The organism is Myxococcaceae bacterium JPH2 (genome assembly GCA_016458225.1).
Lineage (GTDB): Bacteria > Myxococcota > Myxococcia > Myxococcales > Myxococcaceae > Citreicoccus.
In genome coordinates this window covers 1-25,572 of record JAEMGR010000052.1, presented here as the reverse complement: position 1 = coordinate 25,572, position 25,572 = coordinate 1, and the positions used below count along the sequence as shown (strand labels likewise).

At 68.7% G+C, this 25,572-nt stretch carries 20 protein-coding genes; 15 read left to right on the top strand and 5 right to left on the bottom strand.

Annotated features, from left to right (window positions below; all coding sequences use genetic code 11):
* Positions 1 to 355: 355 nt before the first annotated feature.
* The 4 genes from JGU66_35585 to JGU66_35570 are packed head-to-tail and all read left to right on the top strand — an operon-like array spanning position 356 to position 7,558.
* The gene (locus JGU66_35585) at positions 356 to 2,332 is read left to right on the top strand and encodes a PAS domain S-box protein (GenBank protein ID MBJ6766107.1); all 1,977 of its coding nucleotides are present in this window, start codon (positions 356 to 358) and stop codon (positions 2,330 to 2,332) included.
* Positions 2,329 to 2,703, top strand: a complete 375-nt coding sequence (locus tag JGU66_35580) for a response regulator (GenBank protein MBJ6766106.1) — start codon at positions 2,329 to 2,331, stop codon at positions 2,701 to 2,703. Before JGU66_35585 ends, JGU66_35580 begins: the two co-directional genes overlap by 4 nt.
* Complete coding sequence (locus tag JGU66_35575; protein ID MBJ6766105.1) at positions 2,703 to 5,510, top strand: response regulator; 2,808 nt, start codon at positions 2,703 to 2,705, stop codon at positions 5,508 to 5,510. Before JGU66_35580 ends, JGU66_35575 begins: the two co-directional genes overlap by 1 nt.
* Entirely contained in the window at positions 5,507 to 7,558 is a 2,052-nt protein-coding gene (locus JGU66_35570; protein ID MBJ6766104.1) for a response regulator, read from the top strand. The genes JGU66_35575 and JGU66_35570 overlap by 4 nt, the downstream gene beginning before the upstream one ends.
* 21 nt (positions 7,559 to 7,579) lie before the next feature.
* On the opposite strand, the gene JGU66_35565 is transcribed toward JGU66_35570, so the two are convergent.
* Entirely contained in the window at positions 7,580 to 8,869 is a 1,290-nt protein-coding gene (locus JGU66_35565) for a hypothetical protein (protein ID MBJ6766103.1), read from the bottom strand.
* A 786-nt stretch (positions 8,870 to 9,655) separates the two neighbouring features.
* Here JGU66_35565 and truB point away from each other — a divergent pair.
* Entirely contained in the window at positions 9,656 to 10,552 is an 897-nt protein-coding gene (truB, locus tag JGU66_35560; protein ID MBJ6766102.1) for a tRNA pseudouridine(55) synthase TruB, read from the top strand.
* Between the two features lie 39 nt (positions 10,553 to 10,591).
* The gene (locus tag JGU66_35555; protein ID MBJ6766101.1) at positions 10,592 to 11,209 is read left to right on the top strand and encodes a GNAT family N-acetyltransferase; all 618 of its coding nucleotides are present in this window, start codon (positions 10,592 to 10,594) and stop codon (positions 11,207 to 11,209) included.
* 52 nt (positions 11,210 to 11,261) lie between these two features.
* Here JGU66_35555 and tkt read toward each other — a convergent pair whose 3' ends face one another.
* From tkt to JGU66_35540, 3 genes are all read right to left on the bottom strand, one after another.
* Positions 11,262 to 13,325 (bottom strand): transketolase, encoded by a 2,064-nt coding sequence (gene tkt / locus JGU66_35550; protein ID MBJ6766100.1) that lies wholly within the window; start codon positions 13,323 to 13,325, stop codon positions 11,262 to 11,264.
* 134 nt (positions 13,326 to 13,459) lie between these two features.
* Positions 13,460 to 14,665 (bottom strand): VWA domain-containing protein, encoded by a 1,206-nt coding sequence (locus tag JGU66_35545; GenBank protein ID MBJ6766099.1) that lies wholly within the window; start codon positions 14,663 to 14,665, stop codon positions 13,460 to 13,462.
* 15 nt (positions 14,666 to 14,680) lie between these two features.
* Positions 14,681 to 15,529, bottom strand: a complete 849-nt coding sequence (locus JGU66_35540; protein MBJ6766098.1) for a MoxR family ATPase — start codon at positions 15,527 to 15,529, stop codon at positions 14,681 to 14,683.
* Positions 15,530 to 15,660: 131 nt separating this feature from the next.
* Here JGU66_35540 and JGU66_35535 point away from each other — a divergent pair, with 131 nt between their 5' ends.
* Together JGU66_35535 and JGU66_35530 are read left to right on the top strand one after the other, a co-directional pair.
* Complete coding sequence (locus JGU66_35535) at positions 15,661 to 16,266, top strand: vegetative protein (GenBank protein ID MBJ6766097.1); 606 nt, start codon at positions 15,661 to 15,663, stop codon at positions 16,264 to 16,266.
* A 129-nt stretch (positions 16,267 to 16,395) separates the two neighbouring features.
* Positions 16,396 to 16,911: a hypothetical protein gene (locus JGU66_35530; protein MBJ6766096.1), complete on the top strand. Its 516-nt coding sequence runs from the start codon at positions 16,396 to 16,398 to the stop codon at positions 16,909 to 16,911.
* 29 nt (positions 16,912 to 16,940) lie between these two features.
* Here JGU66_35530 and JGU66_35525 read toward each other — a convergent pair whose 3' ends face one another.
* Positions 16,941 to 18,629 (bottom strand): MASE1 domain-containing protein, encoded by a 1,689-nt coding sequence (locus JGU66_35525; GenBank protein ID MBJ6766095.1) that lies wholly within the window; start codon positions 18,627 to 18,629, stop codon positions 16,941 to 16,943.
* Positions 18,630 to 19,205: 576 nt separating this feature from the next.
* Between JGU66_35525 and JGU66_35520 the strand changes: the two genes are divergently transcribed.
* From JGU66_35520 to JGU66_35490, 7 genes are all read left to right on the top strand, one after another.
* Positions 19,206 to 20,321: a 3-ketoacyl-ACP synthase gene (locus JGU66_35520; protein MBJ6766094.1), complete on the top strand. Its 1,116-nt coding sequence runs from the start codon at positions 19,206 to 19,208 to the stop codon at positions 20,319 to 20,321.
* A 40-nt stretch (positions 20,322 to 20,361) separates the two neighbouring features.
* Complete coding sequence (locus JGU66_35515) at positions 20,362 to 20,982, top strand: DUF2378 family protein (protein ID MBJ6766093.1); 621 nt, start codon at positions 20,362 to 20,364, stop codon at positions 20,980 to 20,982.
* Positions 20,983 to 21,082: 100 nt separating this feature from the next.
* Positions 21,083 to 21,643, top strand: coding sequence for a hypothetical protein (locus JGU66_35510; GenBank protein ID MBJ6766092.1), 561 nt, complete (start codon positions 21,083 to 21,085; stop codon positions 21,641 to 21,643).
* Between the two features lie 140 nt (positions 21,644 to 21,783).
* The gene (locus JGU66_35505; GenBank protein MBJ6766091.1) at positions 21,784 to 23,277 is read left to right on the top strand and encodes a hypothetical protein; all 1,494 of its coding nucleotides are present in this window, start codon (positions 21,784 to 21,786) and stop codon (positions 23,275 to 23,277) included.
* Between the two features lie 165 nt (positions 23,278 to 23,442).
* Positions 23,443 to 23,862, top strand: coding sequence for a hypothetical protein (locus JGU66_35500; protein ID MBJ6766090.1), 420 nt, complete (start codon positions 23,443 to 23,445; stop codon positions 23,860 to 23,862).
* Positions 23,863 to 23,986: 124 nt separating this feature from the next.
* A complete protein-coding gene (gene def, locus JGU66_35495) occupies positions 23,987 to 24,511 on the top strand; it encodes a peptide deformylase (GenBank protein MBJ6766089.1) in 525 nt (174 codons plus the stop codon).
* 35 nt (positions 24,512 to 24,546) lie between these two features.
* Positions 24,547 to 25,284 carry a sterol desaturase family protein gene (locus tag JGU66_35490; protein MBJ6766088.1) on the top strand — a complete coding sequence of 246 codons (738 nt, stop codon included), beginning with the start codon at positions 24,547 to 24,549 and terminating at the stop codon, positions 25,282 to 25,284.
* The last annotated feature ends 288 nt before the right edge of the window (positions 25,285 to 25,572 follow it).

Here is a 25,572-nt window from a genome sequence, read left to right as displayed (position 1 = left end):
CCCTCGTCGCCTTCATGGCGCCGGGGGCTTTTCCTTTTTCTCCCCCGGGTTCGAAGAGGGGCTTTGTGATCTCAGGAGTGTTTTCCGGCTTGGCCTTTGATGCAAAGCCAGACACTCCTGTGAGTGTTTGAGCCGAGCCGCGTCCTTCTGGACAGCGGGTCTTGGCTCCGCTCAGCTGGGCCGTGAGTGCCTGTGCCGGCCCGTCCCACCTGGTGTGGTGCAGTCCCTCACGCTTCTTCCAGGCCGAAGTGCCCACTAGTGGCCGCTTGAGCGAGGAATCGCTCTCGAGCGCCATGAGGGGTCTTCGTGTCCTCTCCCCAGGTCGGCGAGGCTGGAGTTGCACGAGGGCTCCCCCATGATTCCTCCTCCGTTGCCGCCGGATGAGTCGCGTCGCCTTCAGGCTCTGCGCAGCCTTTGCCTCCTGGATTCGCCATCGGAGGAGCGCTTCGATCGCGTCGTCAGAACCGCGGCCCACCTCTTCCGGGTGCCCATTGCGCTGGTGTCCCTGGTTGATGAGGGACGGCAATGGTTCAAGGCGCGGCAGGGACTTGGCGCGACCGAGACCTCACGAGACGTCTCTTTCTGTGGTCACGCCATTCTCGCGACGAGCACGTTTGTCGTTCCGAATGCGGTGCTGGATGACCGCTTCCACGACAACCCGCTGGTGGTTGGTGCTCCCTTCATCCGCTTCTATGCGGGGCACCCGTTACGGGCACCGGACGGCGGTCGCGTAGGGACGCTCTGCCTCATCGACAGCGTACCTCGTGACTTCTCCGAGCATGATCGCGCCGCGTTGCAGAACCTCGCGGCTTGGGTGGAGCTTGAGTTCTCCGCGCTGACCGTTCGCGAGGCGCGCTCGGCACTCGAACACCAGGAGCGCTTCTTCGCGCTCTCCGTGGACATGCTCTGCATCGCCACCCTGGATGGGGCGTTCCTGCGCCTGTCAGATGCGTGGCGCCATACCTTGGGATTCAGCCAGGAGGAGCTGTTCGCCACGTCCCTGGTCGACCTCGCATTAGAGGAGGACCGGATTGCCACCGAGGCACAGCTCGAGCGTGCTCGGACTGGCGCGCCGCTCCTCCAGTTCGAGCAACGAACCCGTTGCCAGGACGGTTCCTGGCGGTGGCTCCAGTGGAATGCGGTCCCCAATCTCTCGGAGGGGCTCCTGTATGCGGTTGCCCGGGATGTCACCGAGGCCCGCCGTCTGGCCGACGAACGACAGCGCGTGGAGCAGATGAAGAACGAGTTCGTCTCCACGGTCAGCCATGAGTTGAGGACACCGCTCACCTCCATTCGAGGTGCGCTGGGTTTGCTCTCGGGCGGCGTGGCGGGGCCACTCGAGCCTCAGGTGGGGCAGATGATTGGCATTGCGCACAAGAACAGTGAGCGCCTCATTCGCCTCATCAATGATATTCTGGATTTGGAAAAGATGGCCTCGGGAAAGCTCGACATCACGTTGGAGCCCGCGGCCATGGAGCCCCTGTTGATGCAAGCGCTGGAGGCGCACCGGGGCCATGCGGACGAGTCGGGTGTTGAACTCGAATTGATATCCGATGCCCCGGGTGTCTGGGCCCGCGTGGATTCAGATCGCATGGGGCAGGTGATTGCCAATCTCTTGTCCAATGCCATCAAATACTCACCTCAAGGCGCATGTGTCACCTTGGGCCTGCGCCGCGCGGGCCCCCACCTTCGCATCTGGGTTGAGGATCGAGGCTCCGGCATTCCGGAGGCCTTTCACGCCCGAATATTCCAGAAGTTCGCCCAGGCGGATGGCTCGGACAGCCGCCGGCGCGGTGGCACGGGGTTGGGGTTGAGCATTGCCCGTGGCCTCGTGGAGCGGATGGGCGGCGTGCTTCAATTCACGACGGAACTCGGGCGAGGGACGACCTTCTGGTTCGAGCTTCCCGAGTGGAACCCCAAGGCGTGGCAACCCTCTCGTCCCCGCGTCCTGCACGTGGATGCTCGCCTGGACGACCGCCGCGCGGTGGCAGACATCTTGGACGGCCTGGCGGACGTGGTCACCGCCTCCTCACTGGCGGAGGCCGAGCAGGCCCTCTGTACGGGGCCTTTCGAGGTGGTCCTCGTGGACCCCGTCCTTCCGGATGGCGGGCGCTTGCCCTTGGCCTCTCTTCGAGCTGCGGCGCCCGTCGTCCTGTTCTCGGTGGATGAGCCTTCTGCCGACATGGCTCGCGATGTCGTGGCGTGCCTGGTGAAGTCCCGTGCCTCTGGCGCCGAACTTCGTGCCACGCTGGCGCACCTGCTGCTCACGAGCGACGCGTCGCCATCCGCTCTCTCTACTCATTCCCCCTCGGGGAAAGGTCCAGCCCAATGACGACCCTGCGCAAGGTGCTGCTTGTCGATGACGAGGACGACATCCGTACCATTGGCCAGCTCAGCCTCAGCCGTGTGGGTGGGTGGCAGACCGTGCTTGCGTCCTCGGGCGCCGAGGCGGTGGAGAAGGCCGCGAGCGAATCGCCGGACCTCATCCTGCTCGACGTGATGATGCCGGGCATGGATGGACCCACCACGTTCGGCAAGCTGCGCGCCCAGCCTTCCACCGCGACCACCCCCATCATCTTCATGACGGCGAAGATTCAGAAGCAGGAGGTGGCTCGCTATCTGGAGCTGGGGGCGCTGGGTGTGATTGGCAAGCCCTTTGACCCGATGACTCTGCCTCAGGAAATCCGCAAGCTGGTGCCGTGATGGAGCCTCGTCTGTCGAAGCGATCGGTGGGCATGGCCGCGGGCGCGTTGCTGCTCCTGTGTGCCTTGTTCATCCTCGGGCGGCCCTGGGCCAGCTCGGAGAATGACCACTACCGCACGCAGCTTCGTCAGCTTCGCGTGGCCAGCGCCGAGCTGGAGCTGGACGTGCTCCGCGTTCGCGCGGGGTTGCCCGAGTCGCATGGGTCCTCGCCTCGAGACTTCGACGCGCTCAAGGCTCGCGCGGAGGTCCTGCGCACCTTCCCCTCATTCCTCTCCGAGGAGGGACAGCACACCCTGGGGGCCGCGCTCGACGGCTACCTGCGGGCCTTGGAGTCGGCGCGCGGGCTGCTCGCGCGCGCCCAGGAGACCGATGCTCGATTCGCGGAGAAGCGCGCGGACTTCGCGCGGCAACTCGCGCGCGCCCAGGCGGCGCTGGCCCAGGGGCCGGCCCAGCCTCGAGCGCACGTCGATGCCCTGGGGGAGCGGGTGCTCCTGTCCAGTCGCCCTGGCGGGCCCGAGGGCTTCGTTTCGCGTGTCGAGTCCGCACTCGCGGCGCTGGAGGCGTCCCTCCCAGAGGTCCCGGAGTCCGCGCGGGATGCGGTGACCGCGCCGGTGCAGGCGGCTCGCGAGCTGACGACGTTGCGGCGCTCCGGGGACGCGGCCTTTCAGGCCGTGTTGGATCGCAGCGCGAGTGCCGAGGCGGATCGCCTCATCAACACGTACCTCCAGCTCTATGAGGGCGTGCAGGCCCGCGCTGAGCGCACTCGCGTGGTGCTCTTTGGCGTATCGCTCCTGTTGGTTGGCTATGTCCTCGTCGTGCTGGTTCGGTTGGCCCGGGCGTCGTCCGCGCTGTCCGAGCTGAACCGAGGCTTGGAGGACCGGGTTGCCGAGCGCACTCGAGCGCTGTCGGAGGCGAACGCGGGGGCGCGTGGCAGCGAGGCGCGCAAGGCCGCTGTGCTGGAGGCTTCGCCCGATGGCATCGTGGTGCTCGACGAGGACGGTCGCGTGGTGGAGTTCAATCCCGCGGCCGAGCGCACGTTCCAGCTTCCGTCTTCGCGCGCGGTGGGGCTCGACTTCCTGACGCTCGCGATTCCGGCGTCCCTTCCCGCGGAGCAGCGCGAGGCGGTGGCCTCGGCGCTTCGGGCCGAGGGCGGTCCTTCGCCGCGCCTGGAGTCTCCCTGCTTGCGCTCGGATGGCAGGGTGTTCCCCGCGGAGCTGACGTTTGCTCGCGTCCGGGGAGATGGTCCCCCGCGCTTCACGGCCTTCGTGCGCGACATCACCGAGCGCCGCGAAGTGGAGCGGATGAAGAACGAGTTCATCTCCACCGTCAGCCACGAGCTGCGCACGCCGCTCACCTCCATTCGCGGCTCGCTGGGCTTGCTCGAGGGCGGCATCATGGGCGAGCTGCCCACTCAGGCGCTGGACATGGTGCGCATCGCGCGCACCAACACCGAGCGCCTCATCCGCCTCATCAATGACATCCTCGACCTGGAGAAGATGGAGGCCGGGAAGCTGGAGTTGAAGCTTCAAGTGTTGGATGGCTCGGAGTTGGTGGAGTCCACCCTCGCGGGCTTGCAGGGCATGGCGGACACGGCGCGGGTCACCCTTCGCGCCGAAGTCGAAGGCTCGCCGCAGGTGCAGGGCGACCGTGACCGGCTCATCCAGGTGCTCACCAATCTGGTCTCCAATGCGGTGAAGTTCTCCCCGGCCGAGGCCTCGGTCGAGGTGCGGGTGGTCTCCGAGCCGGGGGGGCGGATCCGCTTCAGTGTGACGGACCACGGCCCGGGGATTCCTCCCGAGCAGCGCGGCCGACTCTTCGGACGGTTCCAGCAGCTCGATGGCTCGGACACTCGCTCCAAGGGCGGCACGGGCCTGGGCCTCGCCATCTCCCAGGCCATCGTCGAGCAGCACCGTGGGCGCATCGAGGTCCACAGCGAGGTCGGTCAGGGCTCCACGTTCACCTTCTCGATGGAGGCGTTCCAGCCCTCGGCGAATGCGCCGGCGGTGGCGCCTCCTCCTCGGGATGAGTCGCGCCACAGCGTGCTGATTGTCACGGCGGATGGTGACCTGTTCACGTTGCTTCGCGGCCTGCTCTCGAACGAGGGCTACCGCGTGATGCGTGCCGCTACGCTCTCCGAGGCCACTCGCACGGTGGACGAAGGCGTCCCCGACGCGCTGCTCGTGGACACGCAGATGCCCGATGGGCAGGTGCTGGACTGGGCTCGGCGGCTGCGCGAGGCGCCGCGCACGCGGACGCTCCCGGTCCTCGTCCTCTCGGGTCGTTCGGCGGAAGGCGAGGGTGTGGGGACGCCGTTGCTCGTGGATTGGATGGCGCTGCCGGTGGATGAGACCCGGCTGCTCCACTCGCTCCGCCATGCCATGCGTCAGCCGGGACAGGCGCGTGTGCTCGTCGTCGAGGACGACGCGACCACTCGGCGCGTGCTGTGTGCCCAGCTGGAGAAGCTGGGCGCGCAATGCGTGGAGGCGGCGGATGGCGAGAGCGCCGTCGTGCTGGCTCGGGCCGCGCCGCCGGATCTCATCGTGCTCGACGTGGGGTTGCCTCGCCTGGACGGCTTCGAGGTCGTGGACATCCTCCGCCAGGGCAAGGGCCGCACCACGCCCCTCATCGTCTTCACCGGACGCGAGCTGACTCGCGTTGATCAGCGACAGCTCACCCTGGGAATGACTCGACATCTGACGAAGGCGCGCTCTTCCGAGGACGAACTGGTTGCGTCCGTGCGAGAACTCCTCAACGGCTTGCTGCCTCGTCGGGAGGCATCTCCGGTTGCCAGAAAGGCACTGCCATGAGCCTCGCGAAGACCCTCCTCTTCCTGGAGGATGACAAGGACCTCCAGATGCTCGTGGGCGCCTTCCTGCGGGAGCGCGGCTACCGCGTGGAGCCCGCGCGCTCCGCGAACGAGGCGCGGGCCATCCTCGAGAAGATGCCCGTGGATGCGGCCATCGTGGATGGCTTGTTGCCGGGCATCACGGGCGCGGACTTCATCCGCGAGCTTCGCCAGGCCCAGCCAACCCTCCCCATCCTCTTCGCCTCCGCCTTCTGGAAGGACCTCAAGAGCCACGAGATGCTCACGCGCCAGCTCGGTGTGGCGCGCATCGTCCACAAGCCCTATCGGCCCGAAGAGCTGGCCGTCTGGGTTGATCAGCTCTTCATCAAGACGCTGCCTGCGCTGCCGCCTCCTCCGCCTCCCGAGGCGATGGAGTCGCCGCGCAAGCAGGGCGCTCCCGCGGAGGTGGATCCGCTCGCCGCGAAGATGGCGGCACTCAACGCGGAGTACGGCGCGAAGCTGCGCGAGAAGATGTCGCAGCTCGGCGAGCTGCTGGGCCGCGCACGCGATGAGCGCGACGCGCTGGAGGGCGCATACACCGCGACGCACAAGCTTCACGGCACCGCGGGCAGCTACGGCTTCTCGGCCGTGAGCACCGCCGCTGGACGCCTGGAGGATGCGCTTCGCCCCGCGAAGGACGGCGGCAGCGCGGACTGGGGACAGGTGACCGTGCGCTTCCAGGAGCTGGCGGCGGTGGCCTCCGCGTCGGGGAAGAACTCGGCGCGTCCCGAGACGCCCGTGAACGCGACGCTGACGGGCGAGGGCACGCTGCTCGTCGTGGATGAGGATCCGGCGGTGCTCGCGGAGGTGGAGCTGCTCGGGCGTGCGCACGTGGTGCGGGTGATGACGGCGCGCACGGTGGATGAGGCTCGGGAGGTGCTGCGACGTCAGTGGGTGGATGGCGCGCTGATCCACATGAACCTGGGCGCTCCCATGGGCGGCATCGCCGCCGCGCACGCGTTGCGCGCCGAGGAGGGGCACGCGTCGTTGCCGCTGGCCTTCACCAGCTCCGAGCGCGGGCTCGAGGGCCGCGTGGCGGCGGTGCACGCGGGCGCTTCGCTCTTCCTGGCTCGGCCCTTCTCCGCGCAGGACTTCGTCTCCGCCGCGGAGCGCCTGGTCGCGGCGCGGCGCCAGGAGCGCGTTCGCATCCTCGTCGTGGATGATGACCCCGAGGCGGTCACCGCGCTCACCCACGCCCTGGCCAGTGACAGCATGGAGGTGGTGGGGCTCCCCAGCGCGTATGGGTTGCTGGATGCGCTGACCCGGCATCGGCCGGACCTGTTGTTGCTCGACGTGCGCATGCCGGGGCCGAATGGCTTCGACCTGTGCCGCATCCTGCGCTCGATGCCCGAGTGGCAAGAGCTGCCCATCCTGCTCATCACCGCGCAGGTGGGCACGGAGTTCCGGCTCGCGGCCTTCCAGGCGGGCGCGGATGATTACATCCCCAAGCCCGTGCTTCGCGAGGAGCTGCGGGCTCGCGTCCACGCGCGGGTGGAGCGGGCGCGGATGGCGCGGGAGCGGGCGGAGCGCGACGCGGCGACGGGCCTGCTGCTGCGCCGGCCCTTCATCGAGGCGATGCGCACGCGCTTGTCCGAGGCCCAGCGCCAGCAGAAGCCCCTGGCCCTGTGCTTCCTGGATGTGGACCACTTCAAGCGCGTGAATGATCAGCACGGCCACATGGCCGGCGATCGCGTCCTCATGCATCTGGGGCGCCTGCTGGCCGCGCGCTTCCGCCGGGAGGACGTCCGTGCTCGGTGGGGTGGCGAGGAGTTCGTCGTCGCGCTGCTCGGGGAGAATGCCCAGAGCGCGCGGGACATCCTGGCGCGCACCGCCGCCGAGCTGTCCCAGATGCGCTTCGAGGGAGACGGCGGCGAGTCCTTCCACATCACCTTCAGCGCGGGCATCGCCGTGGCGCCACGAGATGGCACGACCGTGGAGGAACTGCTCCGCGTGGCGGACTCGCGGCTGTATCGCGCCAAGGCCAACGGCCGCGACCGGATTGAGACCTAGTCGCGGCCGAGTGGCCTCTGGCTACGGCTCGTCGAAGATGAGCAGTCCTCGCGCGGTGTCCACGACGTACACGTGGCCATCGCCGGGGACACGGATGCCAATGGCGCCGTCGAAGAGGCTGTCGCCGCGGAAGGCGTCCGTCTCGTTGTACGTGTTGACGTACGCAATCTCGCGCGGCTGCGTGGGGATGGACACGTCCAGCACGCGCAGGCCTTCCTGGTAGTAGGCGACGTACAGGCGCTTGTTCTTCAGCACCATGTTGTGGATGGAGACGAGCGGACGCAGCTTGTACTCGGCGATGAGCGAAATCTGGGCGGGGTCGGTCACGTCCAGCACGCGCAGGTGCGCGCCGCTCTGCTCGCCTCCCTCGAAGGCGATGGTGCGTCCCGCGAAGGTGCCCACCGCGTTGGCGTGGCTGTACTGGAGGTCGAAGGCGTAGCGCCCCACGACCTGCACGTTGTCGACGTTCGCGACGTCCAGGATGAAGTAGCCCGAGTCCGTGTGATTGACGTAGAGGCGGCCCTGGTAGGCGAAGGCGTCGTGGGGATACCCGTAGCTCTCCGGCACCACCACGCGATTGAGGAGCACGGGGGACCGCGGCGCGGACACGTCGAAGATGAGCACCTCCGCGTTGGGCGAGGGGGACATGGCGTAGAGCCGGTCACCCTCCACGAACACGGTGTGCACGTTGATGGGCGGCCCGCCCGGCAGGTTGCGAAGGAGGACAGGGTTCGCGGGTGCGGAGATGTCGAAGACGAGGACGCCCGTGGCGCCGCTGGCGACGTAGAGCGCGTCACCCTTGGCCCAGACCCCGTTCCAGTAGTTGTCATTGGGCAGGCTGAGGGTCTTTGTCAGGACGGGGTGACGCGGGTCTCGCACGTCGTAGACGGAGAGCCCGCCCGCTGGCCGCTGGCGATCCGTGATGGACACGACGTAGGCATGTTCCTTCGCGACGTACACGTCCACCGGGACGCCCTGCGCGACGAAGGTCTCGGAGAGCCACGGCACGTTGCCGCTCGACTCTGACTCGCCGCGGACTCGGGTCAGGCGCTCGATGTCGAAGGTGCCTTTGGAGGTGACGCGACCGTTGAGGCACTGGCCGTAGCATCCGACGATGCGGCCCTCAGCGGGCAAGGTCTTGCAGCCGGCGAGCACGTACTGCCGCACGCCTCCATCCGCCAGGTTCCGGTTGTTGGTGAGGAAGAAGCCGTGGCTGCTGATGTCCTGCCGCACCAGAGGCATCGCGGCCATGCGGCCCATGCCACCGTCGTTGGGCAGCGTCAGCATGCCACTGAGCGAGACCTGATCCATTCGTGGGCGCAGCTCGAACACGGAGTAGCCGTGCGCGTCCACCGTGCCGAAGTCCTCGGGAGTGCACTGCGACAGGTCGAACAGCGCGGCGTCGTCACACGTCGCGGGCTGGGAGCCCGCAGGCGGAGTGAACGTGCAGGGCGAATAGTCGCCCTGGTCCACGCGATCCGTCAGCTCCGGGAGCGGCGTGAACCCACCGTCCCATGGGTCCTCGTCTGTTCCCGCGTCGCGTGGGCCTGCGTCGGGAGCTTGATTGTCCGTGCCGCTGTCGCGCGGACCAGCATCGGGGGCTTGATTGTCGGTGCCGCTGTCGCGCGGACCGGCATCGGGGGCTTGATTGTCGGTGCCGCTGTCCTGGCCCGCGTCACGCGTTTCTGGGGTCGTCCCCGCATCGGTGACGACGCGACCTCCGTCAGGGGGACCCTCGCTCGATTCGGAGCAGGCTGAGAACGACAGGACACTCGCGAGCAACCAGACCCACCTGAGACGGGCGGGACGCGACATGGAATCCTCCAGAGTCCGTGGACGAGCGGCTTGCGGCCAAGCCCGCGCGCCCGATGGGGCAGCAGCCATCCGGCGGCGGTCATTCAGACGGGCGGCCCGCGCGGATGGACACCACAGACTATGTTGAAAAGCGTGAATTACTAGAAGGGCCTCTCCGGAGGTCGCCCGGCGCTGGGGCGGACTTCTGGCGAGGGGCGCGCGAGTTGAGGCCCCGAGAGGGGCGAGCGCCGACTAGGGTCGGGCCGCCCAGGTCGCTCGGAGGCGACGGGCCGCGAGCCTTCCATGAACCCCGGCATCTATCTGGTCAACAAGCCCGTGGGGCCGACGAGCTTCTCGGTGATGCGCGAGTTCCTCGACGAGGTGCGCGCCGCTTCGCCGTCGAAGCGCGTGCCCGTGTGCCATGGCGGCACGCTGGACCCGTTCGCGGAGGGGCTGTTGCTGCTGCTCGTCGGGCAGGCCACGCGCCTGTTCGAGCTGCCGCACGCCGTGCCGAAGACCTATGTGGCTCGCGTCGAGTGGGGCGTGGAGATGGATACCGGCGACCTGCACGGCCGCGAGGTCTTCCGCGGAGACACCTCTGGCCTGACGCCCGCGCGGCTCGATGAGGCGCTCGTCCCGTTCCTGGGCTGGCGCGACCAGGTGCCTCCCGCCACGAGCGCGAAGAAGCTGGGAGGCGAGCCCGCGTATCGCAAGGCGCACCGAGGCGAGGAGGTGGTGCTGCCTCCTTCGCGCGTCTACCTGCACACCGCGCGCTGGCTGTCACATGAGCTACCGCGTTCGAGCCTTCTCGAGCTGACGTGCCGTGGTGGTTACTACGTGCGCTCGCTGGCGCAGGACCTGGGCCGGGTGCTCGGCAGCGGCGCGCACTTGTCTGCCCTGCGGCGCACCGCCATCGGGCCGTGGACGGTGCCCGCCGAGGGGCAGCGTGTCGGCGTGCACGGAGCGGCGTTGCTGCCCTGGTGTTCCTCGCGCGAACTCACCGACCAGGAGGTGGGCGAGCTGCGGCGCGACCGCCCCATTCCACCGGCTCGGCTGCGCGCGCCCGAGTGGCGGCTGCCCGTGGGATTTCCGGATCCGCAAGCGCCGGTGCGTGGGTTTCATCAAGGCCGGCTCGCGTTCCTGTTGCGTGAGCGTGAGGGGGCCTGGTGGAGCGAGACCGAGCTGCGCGGAGGCTTGTAGCGCGGCGACGTGTGCACCTCGCGGTTACGCTGCGGCCTCATGTCTTCGATGTCGATTCACACAAGAGAACTGTCCCCGGAGCTGTGGCCCGCGCTGGAGCAATTGTTCGGGAAGAGCGGCGCGTGTCAGGGCTGCTGGTGCATGTTCTGGCGCTTGGAGAAGGGAGAGCGCTTCTCCGACGTGAAGGGGGCTCCCGCGCGCGAACGGCTGAAGTCCTTGGTGGAGCGAGGCGAGGCTCGGGGTGTGCTCGCGTTCGCGGGCGAGGTGCCCGTGGGATGGGTGACGCTGGGGGCGCGTCGAGACTTCCCTCGACTGGACCGTGCGCCGAGTCTTCGCTGCGATGACGCGGACTCGGTGTCCTCGGTGCCGTGCTTCTTCGTGCACAAGGACTGGCGAGGGCAGGGCGTGGCCACGCTCCTGCTGCAAGCGGCCGAGGACATCCTGCGCCGCGAGGGCGCGCGATTCCTCGAGGCCTATCCCGTGAAGCCACCCGCGCAAGGCCGGGCCTCGGCGAGCGCTGTCTACACAGGCACGCTGCCGCTCTTCCTTCGACAGGGCTACGCGCTGGTGGCCGAGAAGCCCACGGGCAAGCAGCGCGTTCGCAAGCTGCTGAAGGCCGCCGCGCGCCCGGCTCGGAAGAAACCGGGCGGCGACTGACACGACAGGGCCCGCCTCCAACTCGAGGTCAGAAGCAGGCCCTGGGAGGACCTCAGCCCCGCGCCTTCACCTTGGCGACGGTGTCCTTGGCCGTCTTCACCACGTTGTCCACGGTGAAGCCGAACTTCTTCTGGAGGTCCTTGATGGGCGCGGAGGCACCGAAGGTGCGCATGCCCACCACGCTGCCGGAGATTCCCACCCAGCGCTCCCAACCGAACGTGGAGGCCTTCTCCACCGCGACGCGGGCGCGCACGGACGGAGGCAGCACGCTGTCCTGGTACTCCTGGGACTGCGCCTCGAACACCTCCCACGAGGGCAGGCTCACGACGCGCGCCTTGACGCCCTCGGCCTTGAGCTTCTCGTAGGCGTCCACGCACAGCGACACCTCGCTGCCGGTGCCGATGAGGATGACCTCGGGCGTGCCACCCTCGGCGTCCGCGAGCACGTAGCCGCCCTTGGACACGCCGCTGGCTGCTCCGTACTTCGTGCGGTCGAGCGTGGGCACCGCCTGCCGCGTCAGCACCAGCACCACCGGGTGCTTCGTCTGCTGCGCGATGAAGCGCCAGGCCTCCGCCACCTCGTTGGCGTCACCGGGACGCATGACGATGTTGCCCGGGATGGCGCGCAGCGACGCGAGCTGCTCCACCGGCTGGTGCGTGGGGCCGTCCTCGCCCACGCCGATGGAGTCGTGCGTGAAGATGTGGACGGCGGGGATCTCCATCAGCGCGGACAGGCGGATGGCCGGGCGCTCGTAGTCACTGAAGATGAGGAACGTGGCGCCGTAGCCGCGCAGCTTGCTCAGGCACAGGCCGTTGACGATGGAGCCCATCGCGTGCTCGCGCACGCCGAAGTGGATGTTGCGGCCGGCGTAGTCCCCCGGCTTCATCGCGCTGGACGCGGTGAGGTACGTCTTCGTGGACGGGTTCAGGTCCGCGGATCCACCCACCAGCCACGGGTAGTTCTTGGCCAGCGCGTTGAGCACCTTGCCGCTGGAGTCGCGAGTGGCCAGGCCCTTCGCGTCGGCGGGGAAGGTGGGCAGGTCCTTGTCCCAGCCCTGGGGCGCCTCGCGGCGCTGCATGCGCTCCAGCTGGTCGGCCAGCTCGGGGAACTGCTGGCGGTACGCGGCGAAGCTCTTCTCCCACGCGTCGCGCTGCTGCTTGCCGCGCGCGCCCATGCGCTGCTGGAAGCGCTCACGCACGCCGTCGGGGACCAGGAACTTCGCGTCCTCGGGCCAGCCGTACGCGCGCTTGGCGCCCTTCAGCTCCTCGGCGCCCAGCGGCTCGCCGTGCGCGCTCGCCGTGTCCTGCTTCTTGGGCGCGCCGTAGCCGATGTGGCTGGTGACGATGATGAGCGTGGGCTTGCCGCGCTGCTCCTTGAACGTGCGGTACGCCTGGCTCAGCGCGTTCAGGTCGTTGGCGTCGGCCACGCGCAGCACGCGCCAGCCGTAGGCCTCGAAGCGGCGGCCCACGTCCTCGGTGAAGGCGAGCTCGGTGTTGCCGTCGATGGAGATGTGGTTGCTGTCGTAGATCCAGCAGAGGTTGGGGAGCTGGAGGTGGCCGGCGATGGACGCCGCCTCGGAGGCCACACCCTCCATCATGTCGCCGTCGCCGCAGATGGCGTAGACGTCATAGGTGAAGAGGTCGAAGCCGGGCTTGTTGAAGTAGCTCGCGAGCCAGCGGCTCGCGATGGCCATGCCCACGCTGTTGGCGACGCCCTGGCCCAGCGGCCCGGTGGTCGTCTCCACGCCGCTGGTCCAGCGGTACTCCGGGTGGCCCGGCGTGGACGAGTCGAGCTGGCGGAACTTCTGGATGTCCTCCAGCGACACCGTGGGCGCGTCCTCCACGCGGTAGTCGCGCGTGACGCGCTTGACGCCCGACAGGTGCAGGAGCCCGTAGAGCAGCATGGAGGCGTGGCCGTTGGAGAGGATGAAGCGGTCGCGGTCCGGCCAGATGGGATGGGACGGGTCGTACCGCAGCTCCTGCTGCCAGAGCTGATAGGCGACGGGGGCCAGCGCCATGGGCGCGCCCGGGTGTCCCGAGTGGGCCTGCTCCACCGCATCCATGGCCAGGGTGCGCAGGGTGTTGATTGCCTGGGTGTCCAGCGTATCGGTCGTCATGGGTTTCCTCGCGACAGGCGCGCGTCGGGGGCGCACCATGCCGCAAGTGACGCCGTCGCGCCGCACGAAACGCGAGGCGTCGTCGGGCAGTCCACGACCTCATGCCCTGAGGTCCACCCGCCTGTGGACGCGCGTCAGCGCCGGGCGCTCGCCCCGCGTGGGGTGCGGCCCCGGGTTAGGTGGTTCACCGCCTCGCCCAGCCCCTCCACGGTGAGGGCGAACATGGGGAACACCCGGCCGATCATCGCCATCGTGCCCGCGCGCCAGGACGCGGGCGGCTCGGGGTTCAACCACACGTTGCGCTCGAAGTGTTGGGCCAACTGCATGAGCCACGCGAGCCCCTCGATGCCCTCCGCGCGGTACTGGCCGTTGGCGTCCGTGCGGATGCCCAGCTCGTACGGCGCCATGGAGGCATCGCCCACCATGACCAGCTTGTGGTGCCGGCCCACCTGCGCCACCAGCTCGGGCACGGTGATGCCGCCGGTGAGCTGGGGCGTGGCGTACAGCTTCCCGTAGACGCAGTTGTGGAAGTAGTAGGTCCGCAGCTCCTTGAAGTGCGTGGCCTGGCTCGCCACGCTGAACAGCCGGCTCACCAGGTGCGCGTACGGGTCCATGGAGCCGCCCACGTCCATGCACAGCACCACGCGGGTGTTGGGCCGGCGCGGCGCGCGCGTCACCACCTCCAGCTCGCCCGCGTTCTTCGCGGTGGCGGAGATGGTCTCGTCGATGTCCAGCTCCTCGGCTACGCCCTCGCGCGCGAAGGCCCGCAGCTTGCGCAGCGCCACCGCGAGCTGACGGGTGTCGAGCACGAGGTCATCGCGGTAGCCCGCGTACTGGCGCGCGCCGGCCTGCCACAGCGCTTGTCCCTGCCGTCCGCCGCGTCCGCCCACGCGCACGCCCTGCCGAGGCAGCCCGTTGTTACCGAACGGTGACGCGCCGCCGGTGCCCACCCAGCGCGTGCCGCCGTCGTGACGCTCGGTCTGCTCGCGCAGGCGCTGCTCCAACTGACGGCGCAGCTCCTCGGGGTCCCACTGCTCCAGCATCGCCACTTCCTCGGGCGTGAGGTCCGTGCGCTCGCGCGCCTCCTCCAGCCACGACAGCAGCTCCTGGGTCAGCTCGATGCCCGCGGACTCCACGCCCTGGAAGTGGGCGAGGAAGGCCTGGTCGAACACGTCGAGCTGCGTCTCCGAGTGGACCAGCAGCGCGCGGGCCACGTGGTAGAAGCCATCCAGGCTGCTGTCATGCAGCCCGGCCTTCAGCGCGCCGGCGAGCGCGAGCGCCTCCTGCGCGCCCACCTTCACGCCTCGGCGTCGCAGCTCGTAGAAGAAGGGCAGGAACATGGCCGCGTCTCCCGCTCAGGCCCGCGTGCGACGGCCGCGTCCAAAGGCCTCCGCCACGGCCACCAGGTCCTGCTCCTTCTTCAGGAGCGCGCCCACGAAGGGCAGGCCCTCGTCGAGCTTGAGGCTCGACACGCCGTTTGCCTTGAGCACGGCGATCCAGTCGATGAGTTCGCTGGTGGACGGGCGCTTGCGCAGCCGGGTGAGGTTGCGCAGCTCGTAGAAGACCTTGAGCGCCTGCTCCGACAGCGACTCGTCCAGGCCCGGGTGGTGCACGCCGACGATGCGCTTCATCAGCTCCGTGTCCGGGAAGTCGATGAAGTGGAACACGCACCGGCGCAGGAAGGCGTCCGGCAGCTCCTTCTCGTTGTTGCTGGTGATGACGACCACCGGGCGGTGCTTCGCGGCCACGTCGTCATTCGTCTCCGACACGCGGAAGCGCATCCGGTCCAGCTCGTGGAGCAGGTCGTTGGGGAACTCGAGGTCCGCCTTGTCCACCTCGTCGATGAGCAGCACCACGCGCTCGGGCGAGGAGAAGGCCTCGCCCAGGGGGCCCATGCGGATGTATCGGCGGATGTCTCGCACGTCCCCGTCGCCGAAGCGCGAGTCATACAGGCGCTGGACGGTGTCATAGACATACAGGCCGTCCTGCGCGCGCGTGGTGCTCTTCACGTGCCAGGTCAGCAGTCGGTGCCCCAGGCTCTCCGCGATGGCCTCGGCCAGCAGGGTCTTCCCCGTGCCGGGCTCGCCCTTCACCAGCAGCGGGCGCTGGAGCGTGAGCGCGCAGTTGACCGCGGCCTGGAGGCTCTCGTTGGTGAGGTAGGTATCAGTGCCTTTGAAGCGGACGGGGGCAGGGGCCTGAGTCATGAGAGGACTCCTTTAACACCCTCGACCACGCCCTGGCCGGTGTGTTCCGTTCCCCACGGGAGGGGTGGGTTGGTTGCTTGCCTCGAACGATTCCGCCCTCTCAGGTATTGGGACGTGTATCCTGGGGGCTCATGGCCATCTCTCTTGAGAGTGAACTCCGTGAAGTGGTGCGGCGCGAAGTCGCTGCGCAGCTGGCTCCGCTGAACCAGGCGGTGGGTCGCATGGCGCGCAACTTGGACGCCCTCGACCTGCTCCGCGTGGTGACGCGCCGGCTGGGCTCGCTGTCGAGCCGTCTCGGTTCCATCGCGGGGGTACGGACGGCCGCAGTGGCCCTCCCCGTCGCTCCCACGCGGGGCCGAGGACGGCCGCCCGCGAAGGCGACGAAGCCCGAGGTGGTCCCCTCCAACAAGCCCGCCGCGCGCGGTCGTGCGGTCGTTACCGAGCACGGCTCGCGAGCCTGCGCGGTGATTGGGTGCAAGCGCCCCAGCCGTTCGAAGGGCTACTGCTCGGCGCACTACCAGAAGCTCCGGCTGCTCATCCGCACGGGCCGCCGCCCGAGCGACTGGATGGATGACGCCAAGGCGCAGTCGGTTCGCGAGGTCACGCTGCCCCGCGGCCGTGCTGGCAGTCAGGCCCTGAAGGAAGTCGTGGCGAAGCCCGCCGCGCCGGCCACGCCGCCCAAGCCCAAGGCCTGGGTCCGCAAGAAGGGCGCTGGCGGCATGGTGTCGCTGAACTGACCCCACGCTCGGTTCGCGTGGGCAGCAGGGGGGCTTTGCGCCGCATCCTGGGCGTGACAACCGCCCGCGCAGGACACGTGTGCGTGCTAGTCGTTGACAGCGACGTGGCGGGATGGGAATTCGGGCCGCATGAGCGAGCAAGGCTATCCGGTCACCGTGGCGGTCCGGCGCCCCGATGGGCGAGTGGAACAGGTGCGCGTAGGCACGGCGTACAGGAACGGCGACGGCTTCACGCTGGAGATGGGTGAGCTGTCGATTGGAGGAGCGCCCGTGGCGTCCGCGCCGGCGCCCAGGCGTGCGGCCCCGTCGGGTGGCGGAGCGCCTGCCGGCGGTGGTGGCGATGGGATGATGTTGCCCAACTACGGCCGCAGCAAGGGCGCGCCGGTGGTGGGGGCCAGCCTGCAGGACCTCGAGTTCTACGCCAATGGCGCGCGGCGCTCGCTGGCGGACCCGAGCAAGTCGCGCTGGCACGACAAGGAGCGCGCGCTGCTGTCCGCCATCGAGGCGGAGATGGCCCGTCAGCGCGGGGGCGAGGGTGGCGGCGGTGGCGGTGGCGGCGGGTATCGCGGCGGTGGGGGCTTCGGTCCTCCGCCGGATGACTCGGACATCCCGCCCCCGGGCGACGACGACAACATCCCGTTCTGAGTGGACGCGGGCGTGGGGCGCCAGCCGCCTCACGCCACCGCGTCGAGCGCAGGACCCAGGTAGGGCAACCAGAGCGTGAACGTGGTGCCCTGCCCGGGCAGGCTGTGGACGGCGACAGTGCCGTGGTGGCTGTCCACGATGCGCCGCACGATGGCCAGTCCCAGGCCGGTGCCCGTGGCGCGGGTGGTGAAGAAGGGCTCGAAGACACGCGCCTGCAGCTCCGGGGAGATGCCGTGCCCCGTGTCGGAGATGCTGAGCCGGGCGTGAGGCGTCCCCCCGCGCAGGTCCGAGGTGAGTCGCACCGTCAGGGTGCCTCCCGCGGACATGGCCTGAAGCGCGTTGTGGAAGAGATTGGTGAGCGCCACATGGAGCAGCTGGGCGTCCACCGCGGCGGGAGGCAGGGCCGCATCCAGATCGCGCACCACCTCGAGGCCGGGCGGCCCGGTGCGCAGGGCCGAGGTGAGCGCGCCTTCCACCAAGGGCTCCAGTGACTGGGCCTGCAGCCGGGGCTCCATGGGGCGAGTGAAATCGAGCATGTCATTGACGATGTGGTCCAGGCGGTGGACCTCCTCGTCCATGACGGCCAGCAGCGTGTCCGCGGTGCTGCCCGGTGGGGGCGTGTGCATGCGGCGAAAGGCCGCCAGGGCATTGGCGATGGCGCCCAGGGGATTGCGGACCTCGTGCGCCACCGTGGCGCTCAACTCGCCCAGCGCGGCCATGCGCTCGCGTCGCACGAGCGCGGCCTGCGTGGCGGCCAGCCTGTCGAGTGACTGCCGCAGCTCCGTGTTGAGGTGACTCACCTCGTCCTGGGCCCGCCGGCGCTCGCCCAGCGCGCCCGCCAGCATCAGGCCGGACACGCTGGCGGCGGCGAGGAAGGACTGGAGGAAGGAGAGGTTGAGGTTCGGCTGCGGCCCCGCGAAGGGGCCGCTGCCCAGAGACGTGTGCCAGAGCGACACCGCGGAGAGGACGGCCGTGGCGGTGGCGGCGCCCCGCGCATCGAAGCGGAGCGCGGCCCAGAGAAGGAAGGGGAAGGCCAGGTAGCTGAGCGGGTGGAAGGACGTGGTGGTGGAGGGCGCCGCGCGAAACACCGCGTGCGTGGCCGCGCCCAACGCCACGAGCAGCAGGGCCAGCTCCCAGGGACGCTGACGGCTGGCGGTGGCTCCGCGCCGGGCATTCCAGGTGAAGAGGAGCGGCGCCACCACGAGGATGCCCATGGCATCGCCCACCCAGAACACGCGCCAGACGGTCGGTGCATTCGCCCAGGTGAGCCGGCCCGCGAGCACCAACGTCGCGACACCCACCGAGGCGCTGAGCGCGGGGCTGGACAGCGCCGTCGCGCACAGCCCGAGCGCGTCGCGCACCCGATTCATGGCGGGATGCAGGCGCACGGCGCGGCGCAGCAGCAGCGCCCCCACCCCGGCCTCCAGCATGTTGCCGCAGGCGATGGCGAAGTGGGCGGGCCCCACGGGCCAGTGCGCCTCCGCCGTCACCACGGGCTCCAGCGCGACGGCGGCGAGCATCAGCCACGGCCACTCCCGCACGGGACTCAGCGTCAGCACCGCGAGCGCCACCCCGCTGGGAGGCCACATGGCGGACACATGCTCGGGCGCGAAGGACAGCAGGCTGCCCATCCGCGCCGCCACCGCGTACACCGCAATGAATAGCCCCAGCCGCACGAGCGGCATGAGTCGAGGCGGGATGGCGGAGGACGCGGACACGCGGGCCTTGGAGAACGCTCAGCGTGGCATGGGGACGGACGCTACGTGAAGGGCCAGGTGCGCGCGACGGCGCGACCGGAGCCCCTGTGCCCACCCGCTCAATCCGTGTACTTTGTTGTCACGGTCAGTGGCTCTGAGCGGCGCTCCTGGTGTACATGGACATGCGGCTTGGGGACGACCCCTCGCGCGAGGTCGGGGCGAGCCAAATCGGGCCCCCATGTCTAACTTGGCCTTGCGTGGCGTGGATGTGGGGGTGAGTCGCCGCGCCGCACCGGGAAGCGCCGAGTGATTGATGACACCTGCGGTGTTTTCCAGACTCACCGAATAGTTTAATAGTCCCCGAATTGGCTTCGCTTTTGATTGTCTTTGCTTCAATTCTGAAGCGAGCCGTTCACTGGAAGAAGTTCAGGGACTTGCAGGCCCCCGGAGTGCTCGATACTTCACCCGTGAATCGACGGGCTTCGGTAGATACCCGTCATTCCAAGGGTTTGAGAAATGGCCTGGATCCTGCTCATTCCGGGGGATACCAGGGAATCATCCCTGTCCGGCGTGGCTGTGAAATGACGAGGCCATGATATGGCGAACAGGGTCTGTCTTGTGGGAGCGGGTGCGTTTGTTCCGACGCGCACCATCAGCAATGCGCGGATTACCCGGGCCATCCCGGGGTGGTCGGCGGAGCGCATTGAAGAAAAGATAGGCATTCGCGAGCGCCGCTTCCTCTGGGACTTTGACGACGAGCGAGGTCGGGCGATTCCTCCCCCGGACGACGTGGCCGGGCGCTTCTATCCCGCGACGAACACAGACATGTGTGAGGTCGCGCTGCGTCAGGCCCTCTCTCGCTCGGGGGTGGAGCCCGTCGAGCTGGATGCCTTGTTTGTCGTGACGTGCACGCCGGACGCGCCTCATTTCAACCATGACGCCATGGCGCTCCATCAGCGGCTGGGCCTGCGCGAGGACGCGTTCGCGTTGGTGGTGGATGACGGGTGTGGCGGCACGCCGTATGTGTTGGACCTGGTGAAGAAGATGATGGACGGAGGCCGCTTCCGCACGGTCGCGGTGGTGGCGTCCGCCTTCACTTCGCCGCTGCTCAACCGCGAGGTCTACACGGACGAACTCCCCCCGGGCCCGGGGCGCCCCAAGGCGCTCAACGCCTACCTGTCCATGTATGTCTTTGGTGACGGCGCGGGGGCGGTGGTGCTCCGCGCGCGGCCGGGCGAGGAGGACGGGCCGGGAATCCTGAAGTCCTTCTCCGGCAATGCGCACGGCGAGCTGGTGACCCGCCGCGGCGGGGGGCTCCTCAAGCTGCCGTATCAGCCCGGATGGACCCGTCCCTCGGACATGGCCTTCGTGGTGGATGGCTTCAAGGTGGCGCGCAGCTATCCCGAGTACATGCAGAAGTGCCTGGACACGGTGCTGGGCTCGGACCCCGCGCGCCGCCGGCGCGTGCATCGCTATTACTTCCACCAGCCGAACAAGCGGGTGATGGATGCCTTCGTCCACCGCGCGGGGCTGCCGCCGGAGGCGGTGGCGTGCAACGTGGACCGCTATGGCAACACCTCGGCCGCCGGGATGCTGATTCTGCTCGCCGAGGACCTCGAGCAGGGCCGCGTCAGCCTGGGCGGCGGTGATCTGGTGGTCGTGGCCGCGGTGGGCGCGAACATCCACTACGGCGCCCAGCTCATTCGCCTCTAGTTGAATCATTGCAGTGGGTAGTTCACCGGGAGCCTCCAACATGGGTGAGCAGTCTCAAGGAGACGTCAGGGGTCTGGATGCGGCGTGGGCGAAGGATTTGTCGATGCGTCTGTCATTGGCGCTGAAGGAAGACACCGCGCGCGGATTGTTCTTCAACGGCGCGGTGGGCGCGGTGCGCGCGCTGGGGGGAGACACCGCCGTGGACCAGTGTCTGGGGGCCGCGGGCGAGAAGAAGTTCGTCGACTTCTTCAACTACCCGGTGGCCGCGTTCCTGCGGCTGGCGTACACGGCCGCGCAGCTCATGGGGCCGCAGCTCGGCGGCTTCGACGCGACGCTGCGGCGCATGGGCACCCAGGCGACCTCGGACTTCCTGTCATCGACGGCGGGAAAGACCTTGCTGCTCCTGGCGGGAGACAGTCCCAAGCGGTTGGTGAGCAACCTGCCTTCTGGGTATCGCGCCGCCGTGAGTTATGGCGAGCGTTCCGTGGAGTGGACCGGAGAGCGCATGGGGCGCTTCGTGATGAAGCGAGACTTCATGCCGCCCTCCTATCATGAAGGTGTCTTGCAGGCAGTCATTGAGGCGCAAGGAGGACGTGCCGTCCAGGTCCGAGGAAGACAGACAGGGGCCTTGGATACGGAATACGAGCTGTCGTGGCAGTAGGCCAGGTCCGGGCGTGGTTTCGCGGTTCCCATGAAGCTCTGGAGGGGTGTTCATGACGCGCAAACAGAGGAGTGCGAGGGTCGTGCTGTCGCTGCTGGCTCTGTCGTCGGTGGCCCGGGCCGAGGCGGCTACGGAAGAGGGGGTGTATCAGTTTCGCACCGAGGAGGACCCTGCGACACCGCCAGACGCGAGCGTCTGCGCCGCGGCTCCCTTCGTGGCGAACGTGAAGCTGGGCGCGAGCGTGTACATCCCCTTGCATCAAGTCTGGGATGGCAAGGTGGTGTTCACGGGGCGCCTGCGAGCGGGCACCGCGACGGCGTGTGTGCGATTGACGGACTTCACGTTCCCCCCCGGGCAGCAGGTGCCGTTCTACGCGCGGTTCAATCTGCCCGAGGGGCCCTTCACGGCCTCGGGCACGTGCACGCTGGTCAGCAATGATGTCCCCCAAGCGGGGCTCGTGCTGGCGGGCTGCGCGCTGAAGCTGGTGGAGGCGCCTCCCGGCTTCGTGGGGGGCACCATCTCCAGCACGAGCGTCTTCAATCCCTTCCATCTCCCGGGCTTCGCCACGGGCTCGTATTACACGCTCTATGCCTATCGGCAGGGGCGTGCGGTCGCCTGGTCAGGGGGCAACCACCCCTCCATCGACGACGAGCACGAGTAGCCTGCCCTGCGTCTCGCGCCGGCGGACGCTTCCCGTGTGTCGGCCCCTCCTGGAATGATGCCTGCCCCGACGGAGCCCATGTGCGCCGTCGGGGGGGGGGCGGGGAGGGGCCGGATCGCTCGACCGGAAAGGACGGACGCATGGACGACAAGCGGAGGGAACTCCTCGAGGCACTCGGCTACCGCGAGCCCGTGAAGACCGCCGCGCCAACCGTTGCGCCTCCAGAGGCAGGACGGCTGGCGATGTCCACGCGGCTCGACGCCCCGCCTCCTGAGCCACCGGCGCTGGAGGGCGACGCGGAGCTGCCCCTCCTCAGCGCGGAGGAGTTGGACGCGCTCCGGGCGGCGTTCATGGAGGAGCCCGAGAACGTGCTCGGCGAGGCGGCGGTGGGCCTGGGCACGCGCGTGACGGTATCCGCCTTCGTGGATGCGTTGCAGGAGGTGGACCTGTGGCTGCGCTCCCCCGAGCAGGGACTTCACCGCCTGAAGGCAGAGACCCTGCGGGTCAAGACCGCGACGATGCTCCCCCCGGACTTCACGTTCCCGCAGCGGACCGCGGAGATTCCCATCCATCCGGAGCGCACGCGCTTCGAGCCCCTCGCGGACCTGCGGGGCTGGCTGATGTTCTGCGGTTCGGCGTGGTTGAAGCGCGGGACGGTGGTGCGCGCTCCGTTCCGCTGGCACTTCGCCGCGCGGAGCCGGTACCGCTACGCCCTGCGCGAGCCCTCGCCAGACCATCCGGTGGAGGTCGCGCTATTCTCGGATTTTGGCACGGGGGAGTACCCCTCGTTGTACATCGCCAGGCAGCTCAAGCTTCGAGGGGAGCGGCTCGAGCACGCCATCCACCTGGGCGGCGTCTTCTACGCGGGCCGACAGGGCGAGTTCGATGCGCACGTCGCGGAGCCCCTGTCACCGCTCTATGAGACGACCTCGTTGCTGACGCTGAACGCGGGGCCAGAGATGCGCTCCGGGGGCGGCTCGTATTTCCGCTCACTGGATGAGCGGCGCGGCCTGGGCGCGAAGCAGGTCCAGGAGGGCAGCTATTTCTGCCTGGCCTCGGAGCGCTTCCAGCTCATCGGTATCGACACGGCCTACTTCGAGCCCGGGAGGTACCAGGAGCCCGCGCTGTGCCAGTGGTTGGAGCAGGTGTTGTCCGAGGGCCGCCGGCGCGGCGCGGTGAACATCCTGCTGAGCCAGGGGGCGCCCTACCGGCATGACGAGGCGCGGATGGCCCCCCTTCTGACGGAGGACTTGAAGGAGGTGTTGGCTCGGGGCTGGGTGGACATGTGGTGCTGGGGCGGGACTCACTGCGGCGCGCTGTTCGACCGCACGCCGGAGCTGCCGTTCATCGGGCTCAGCCTGGGACACGGCGGCTTTCCCTACGCCCGACAGGTCTTGGAGTCCCCGTCGCGCCTGCCCATCCGCTTCTTCGAGTCCCGGGCGCGCTTCCCCGAGTGGACGGGCGTGCGGCAGGACCGCGGCAATCACGGGTACTGCACCCTCTTGTTGAACGCGGATGGTTCGTTGGGACTGCGCTTCATGGACTGGATGGGGGAACTGCGTTGCATCGCCCGGCTCGTGCGCGAGGGGGGCAGGGGACCCCTGGGACTTCATCGGGTGGAGTCCGAGGACTGAACGGCGCGACACGCACACCCGGACGAAGCGCCAGGGGCAGGACGACAGGCTCCGGGGGGCGCGGCTCGTACGCCTGGCCGAAGCGCACTCGGCAGGGCTGCGCGCATCGAAGGGGGCTTGAGATCCAGCGCACGGGCGCGGAATCGCCAGCTACGATGCGCGGCCATGGAGCCGCAGCAATGGACGGATGCCGCCTTCATCGCGGCCGTGGAATCCGCGACGTACCCGGGCGCCGGCTTTCACCACCGGGAGCACGTGAGGCTCGCATGGATCTGCCTTCGAACGGAGGGCTTCGAGGGCGGGCTGGCTCGCCTGCGCGTCCTCATCCGAGGCTTCGCGACGGCGAACGGGGCTGCGGGCAAGTTCCATGAAACCCAGACCCGCGCTTGGGCAGAGCTTGTCCAGGCCGCCATGGACCGAGGCCCCCGCGTCGACACCTTCGATGCCTTCTTGGCGTCGCACGCGGAGCTGGCGGACTCGAAGAGGCTGGCGCGGCACTACCGGCCGGAGACGCTGGGCTCGGAGCGAGCGCGAGACACCTGGTGCCCCCCGGACCTGGAGCCCTTGCCGTCTCGTATCTCCTGAGGAAAACAGGCGAGCATGGAGCGCGGGCGTGTCCTGCGGGTGACGCTTGTCCACGTCGGACGGGCCAGGCGGAAGCGCGCTGGAAGTGCTGATCGAAGCGAAGAGCGCATGGCAGAGTAGGGCCATGGTTCGCGATATCGTCATTTGGCCCCACAAGGTTCTCACCTCGCCCACCCAGCCCGTGAAGGACTTCGGTCCGGCGCTCGACAAGCTGCTCCAGGACATGGCCGAGTCCATGAAGCACGCCGAGGGGATTGGCATCGCCGCCAATCAGGTGGGCGAGCCGCTGCGCATGGCGCTGGTGGGCCGTGAGGACGGCACCTTCTTCGAAATCATCAACCCGCAGGTGGTGGAGAAGTCCGAGCCCATCTCCATCGAGGAGGGCTGCCTCTCCGTTCCGGACGAGTGGGAGAAGTGCCCACGCTTCAAGCGGGTGAAGGTGAAGTTCCAGGACAAGTCGGGCGCCTGGCAGGAGATGGAGGCGGAGGGGCGGCTGGCCCACGTGCTCCAGCATGAGATTGACCACCTGGACGGCCACGTCTTCGTGGACCACCTGTCGAGCCTCAAGCGCACGCTCATCCTGGATCGGATGAAGAAGCTCCAGAAGACGCTGGCCCGGCGGAAGGCCACGAAGGCCGAGGAGTCCTAGCCCGCGGGGAAAGAGGGGCGCGCTAGGCTGTCCAGATGGGCGAGCCCCACATCCCCAAGCGAGTCGCGGAGTTTCGCGAGGTCTACCGGCGCCGAGCGGTGAGCCCGCGCTACTCGGGCTGGGGACACCTGGCCTTCACCACGCTGAGCTGCCTGGGGGGCATGTCGCTCGCCCTCTCCTGGCTGGAGCATCCCCGGCCCGCCGAGCTGCTGACCGTCCCCGGAGTCATCCTCCTGGCGAACGGGGTGGAGTTCCTCGGGCACCGAGGCCCGATGCATCGGCGCCGCCCCGGGATGAGCGCGGTCTTCGCGCGCCACACAGGGCAGCACCATCGGTTCTTCACGCACCAGTCGATGGAGACCGAGTCGAGCCGCGACTTCAAGCTGGTGCTCTTCCCTCCGGTGCTGCTCGCGTTCTTCCTCGGGGCCATCGCCCTGCCGCTCGGGCTGCTCTGCTTCGTGCTCGCCTCGGCGAACGTGGGCCTGCTCTTCGTGGCGACGGCGCTGGGCTACTACCTCTCCTATGAGTGGCTCCACCTCAGCTACCACCTGCCTGAAGGGCATCCGATTGTCCGGTGGCCCGGGCTCGCCTGGCTCCGCGCGCACCATCAGGTGCACCACGATCCGAGCCGCATGACCCGCTTCCACTTCAATCTCACCTTCCCCCTGGCGGACTACCTCGTCGGGACGGTGTGGCGACCCAAGGGCCGAAGAAGCAAGGGCCCAGAGGAGCCCCGGGCACGCGCAGCGAGGCGCCCTCGCCCGTCCGCCTGAGGACACCAGGACGCCTCCCTCCAGGGCATCAATCTGGGGAGGGACTTGCAGGTGGCGATCCGGGTGCGCAAATCGCGAGGTGATCCGCTCATTTTGTTCGGTGGATCACCTGGGAATTGACGCATCGGGAACGAAGGGGTACAGAGTCGAACCCCCCACCAACGAGCGCGGCGCCTCAAGCGCCCTGATCCGCAGTGGGGGGAAGAAAAGGTTCGACGAAGTTTGTTGACCCTGAACGTGGCCGAGGTACAAGCCGCGCCCCTCGCCAAGAGGGCCCCGACGCTGGTT

Coding starts and splice junctions, on each gene's coding strand:
- JGU66_35585 (MBJ6766107.1), top strand. CDS start 356: ATGATTCCTCCTCCGTTGCCGCCGGATGAGTCGCGTCGCCTTCAGGCT.
- JGU66_35580 (MBJ6766106.1), top strand. CDS start 2,329: ATGACGACCCTGCGCAAGGTGCTGCTTGTCGATGACGAGGACGACATC.
- JGU66_35575 (MBJ6766105.1), top strand. CDS start 2,703: ATGGAGCCTCGTCTGTCGAAGCGATCGGTGGGCATGGCCGCGGGCGCG.
- JGU66_35570 (MBJ6766104.1), top strand. CDS start 5,507: ATGAGCCTCGCGAAGACCCTCCTCTTCCTGGAGGATGACAAGGACCTC.
- JGU66_35565 (MBJ6766103.1), bottom strand. CDS start 8,869: ATGGATCAGGTCTCGCTCAGTGGCATGCTGACGCTGCCCAACGACGGT.
- truB (MBJ6766102.1), top strand. CDS start 9,656: ATGAACCCCGGCATCTATCTGGTCAACAAGCCCGTGGGGCCGACGAGC.
- JGU66_35555 (MBJ6766101.1), top strand. CDS start 10,592: ATGTCTTCGATGTCGATTCACACAAGAGAACTGTCCCCGGAGCTGTGG.
- tkt (MBJ6766100.1), bottom strand. CDS start 13,325: ATGACGACCGATACGCTGGACACCCAGGCAATCAACACCCTGCGCACC.
- JGU66_35545 (MBJ6766099.1), bottom strand. CDS start 14,665: ATGTTCCTGCCCTTCTTCTACGAGCTGCGACGCCGAGGCGTGAAGGTG.
- JGU66_35540 (MBJ6766098.1), bottom strand. CDS start 15,529: ATGACTCAGGCCCCTGCCCCCGTCCGCTTCAAAGGCACTGATACCTAC.
- JGU66_35535 (MBJ6766097.1), top strand. CDS start 15,661: ATGGCCATCTCTCTTGAGAGTGAACTCCGTGAAGTGGTGCGGCGCGAA.
- JGU66_35530 (MBJ6766096.1), top strand. CDS start 16,396: ATGAGCGAGCAAGGCTATCCGGTCACCGTGGCGGTCCGGCGCCCCGAT.
- JGU66_35520 (MBJ6766094.1), top strand. CDS start 19,206: ATGGCGAACAGGGTCTGTCTTGTGGGAGCGGGTGCGTTTGTTCCGACG.
- JGU66_35515 (MBJ6766093.1), top strand. CDS start 20,362: ATGGGTGAGCAGTCTCAAGGAGACGTCAGGGGTCTGGATGCGGCGTGG.
- JGU66_35505 (MBJ6766091.1), top strand. CDS start 21,784: ATGGACGACAAGCGGAGGGAACTCCTCGAGGCACTCGGCTACCGCGAG.
- JGU66_35500 (MBJ6766090.1), top strand. CDS start 23,443: ATGGAGCCGCAGCAATGGACGGATGCCGCCTTCATCGCGGCCGTGGAA.
- def (MBJ6766089.1), top strand. CDS start 23,987: ATGGTTCGCGATATCGTCATTTGGCCCCACAAGGTTCTCACCTCGCCC.
- JGU66_35490 (MBJ6766088.1), top strand. CDS start 24,547: ATGGGCGAGCCCCACATCCCCAAGCGAGTCGCGGAGTTTCGCGAGGTC.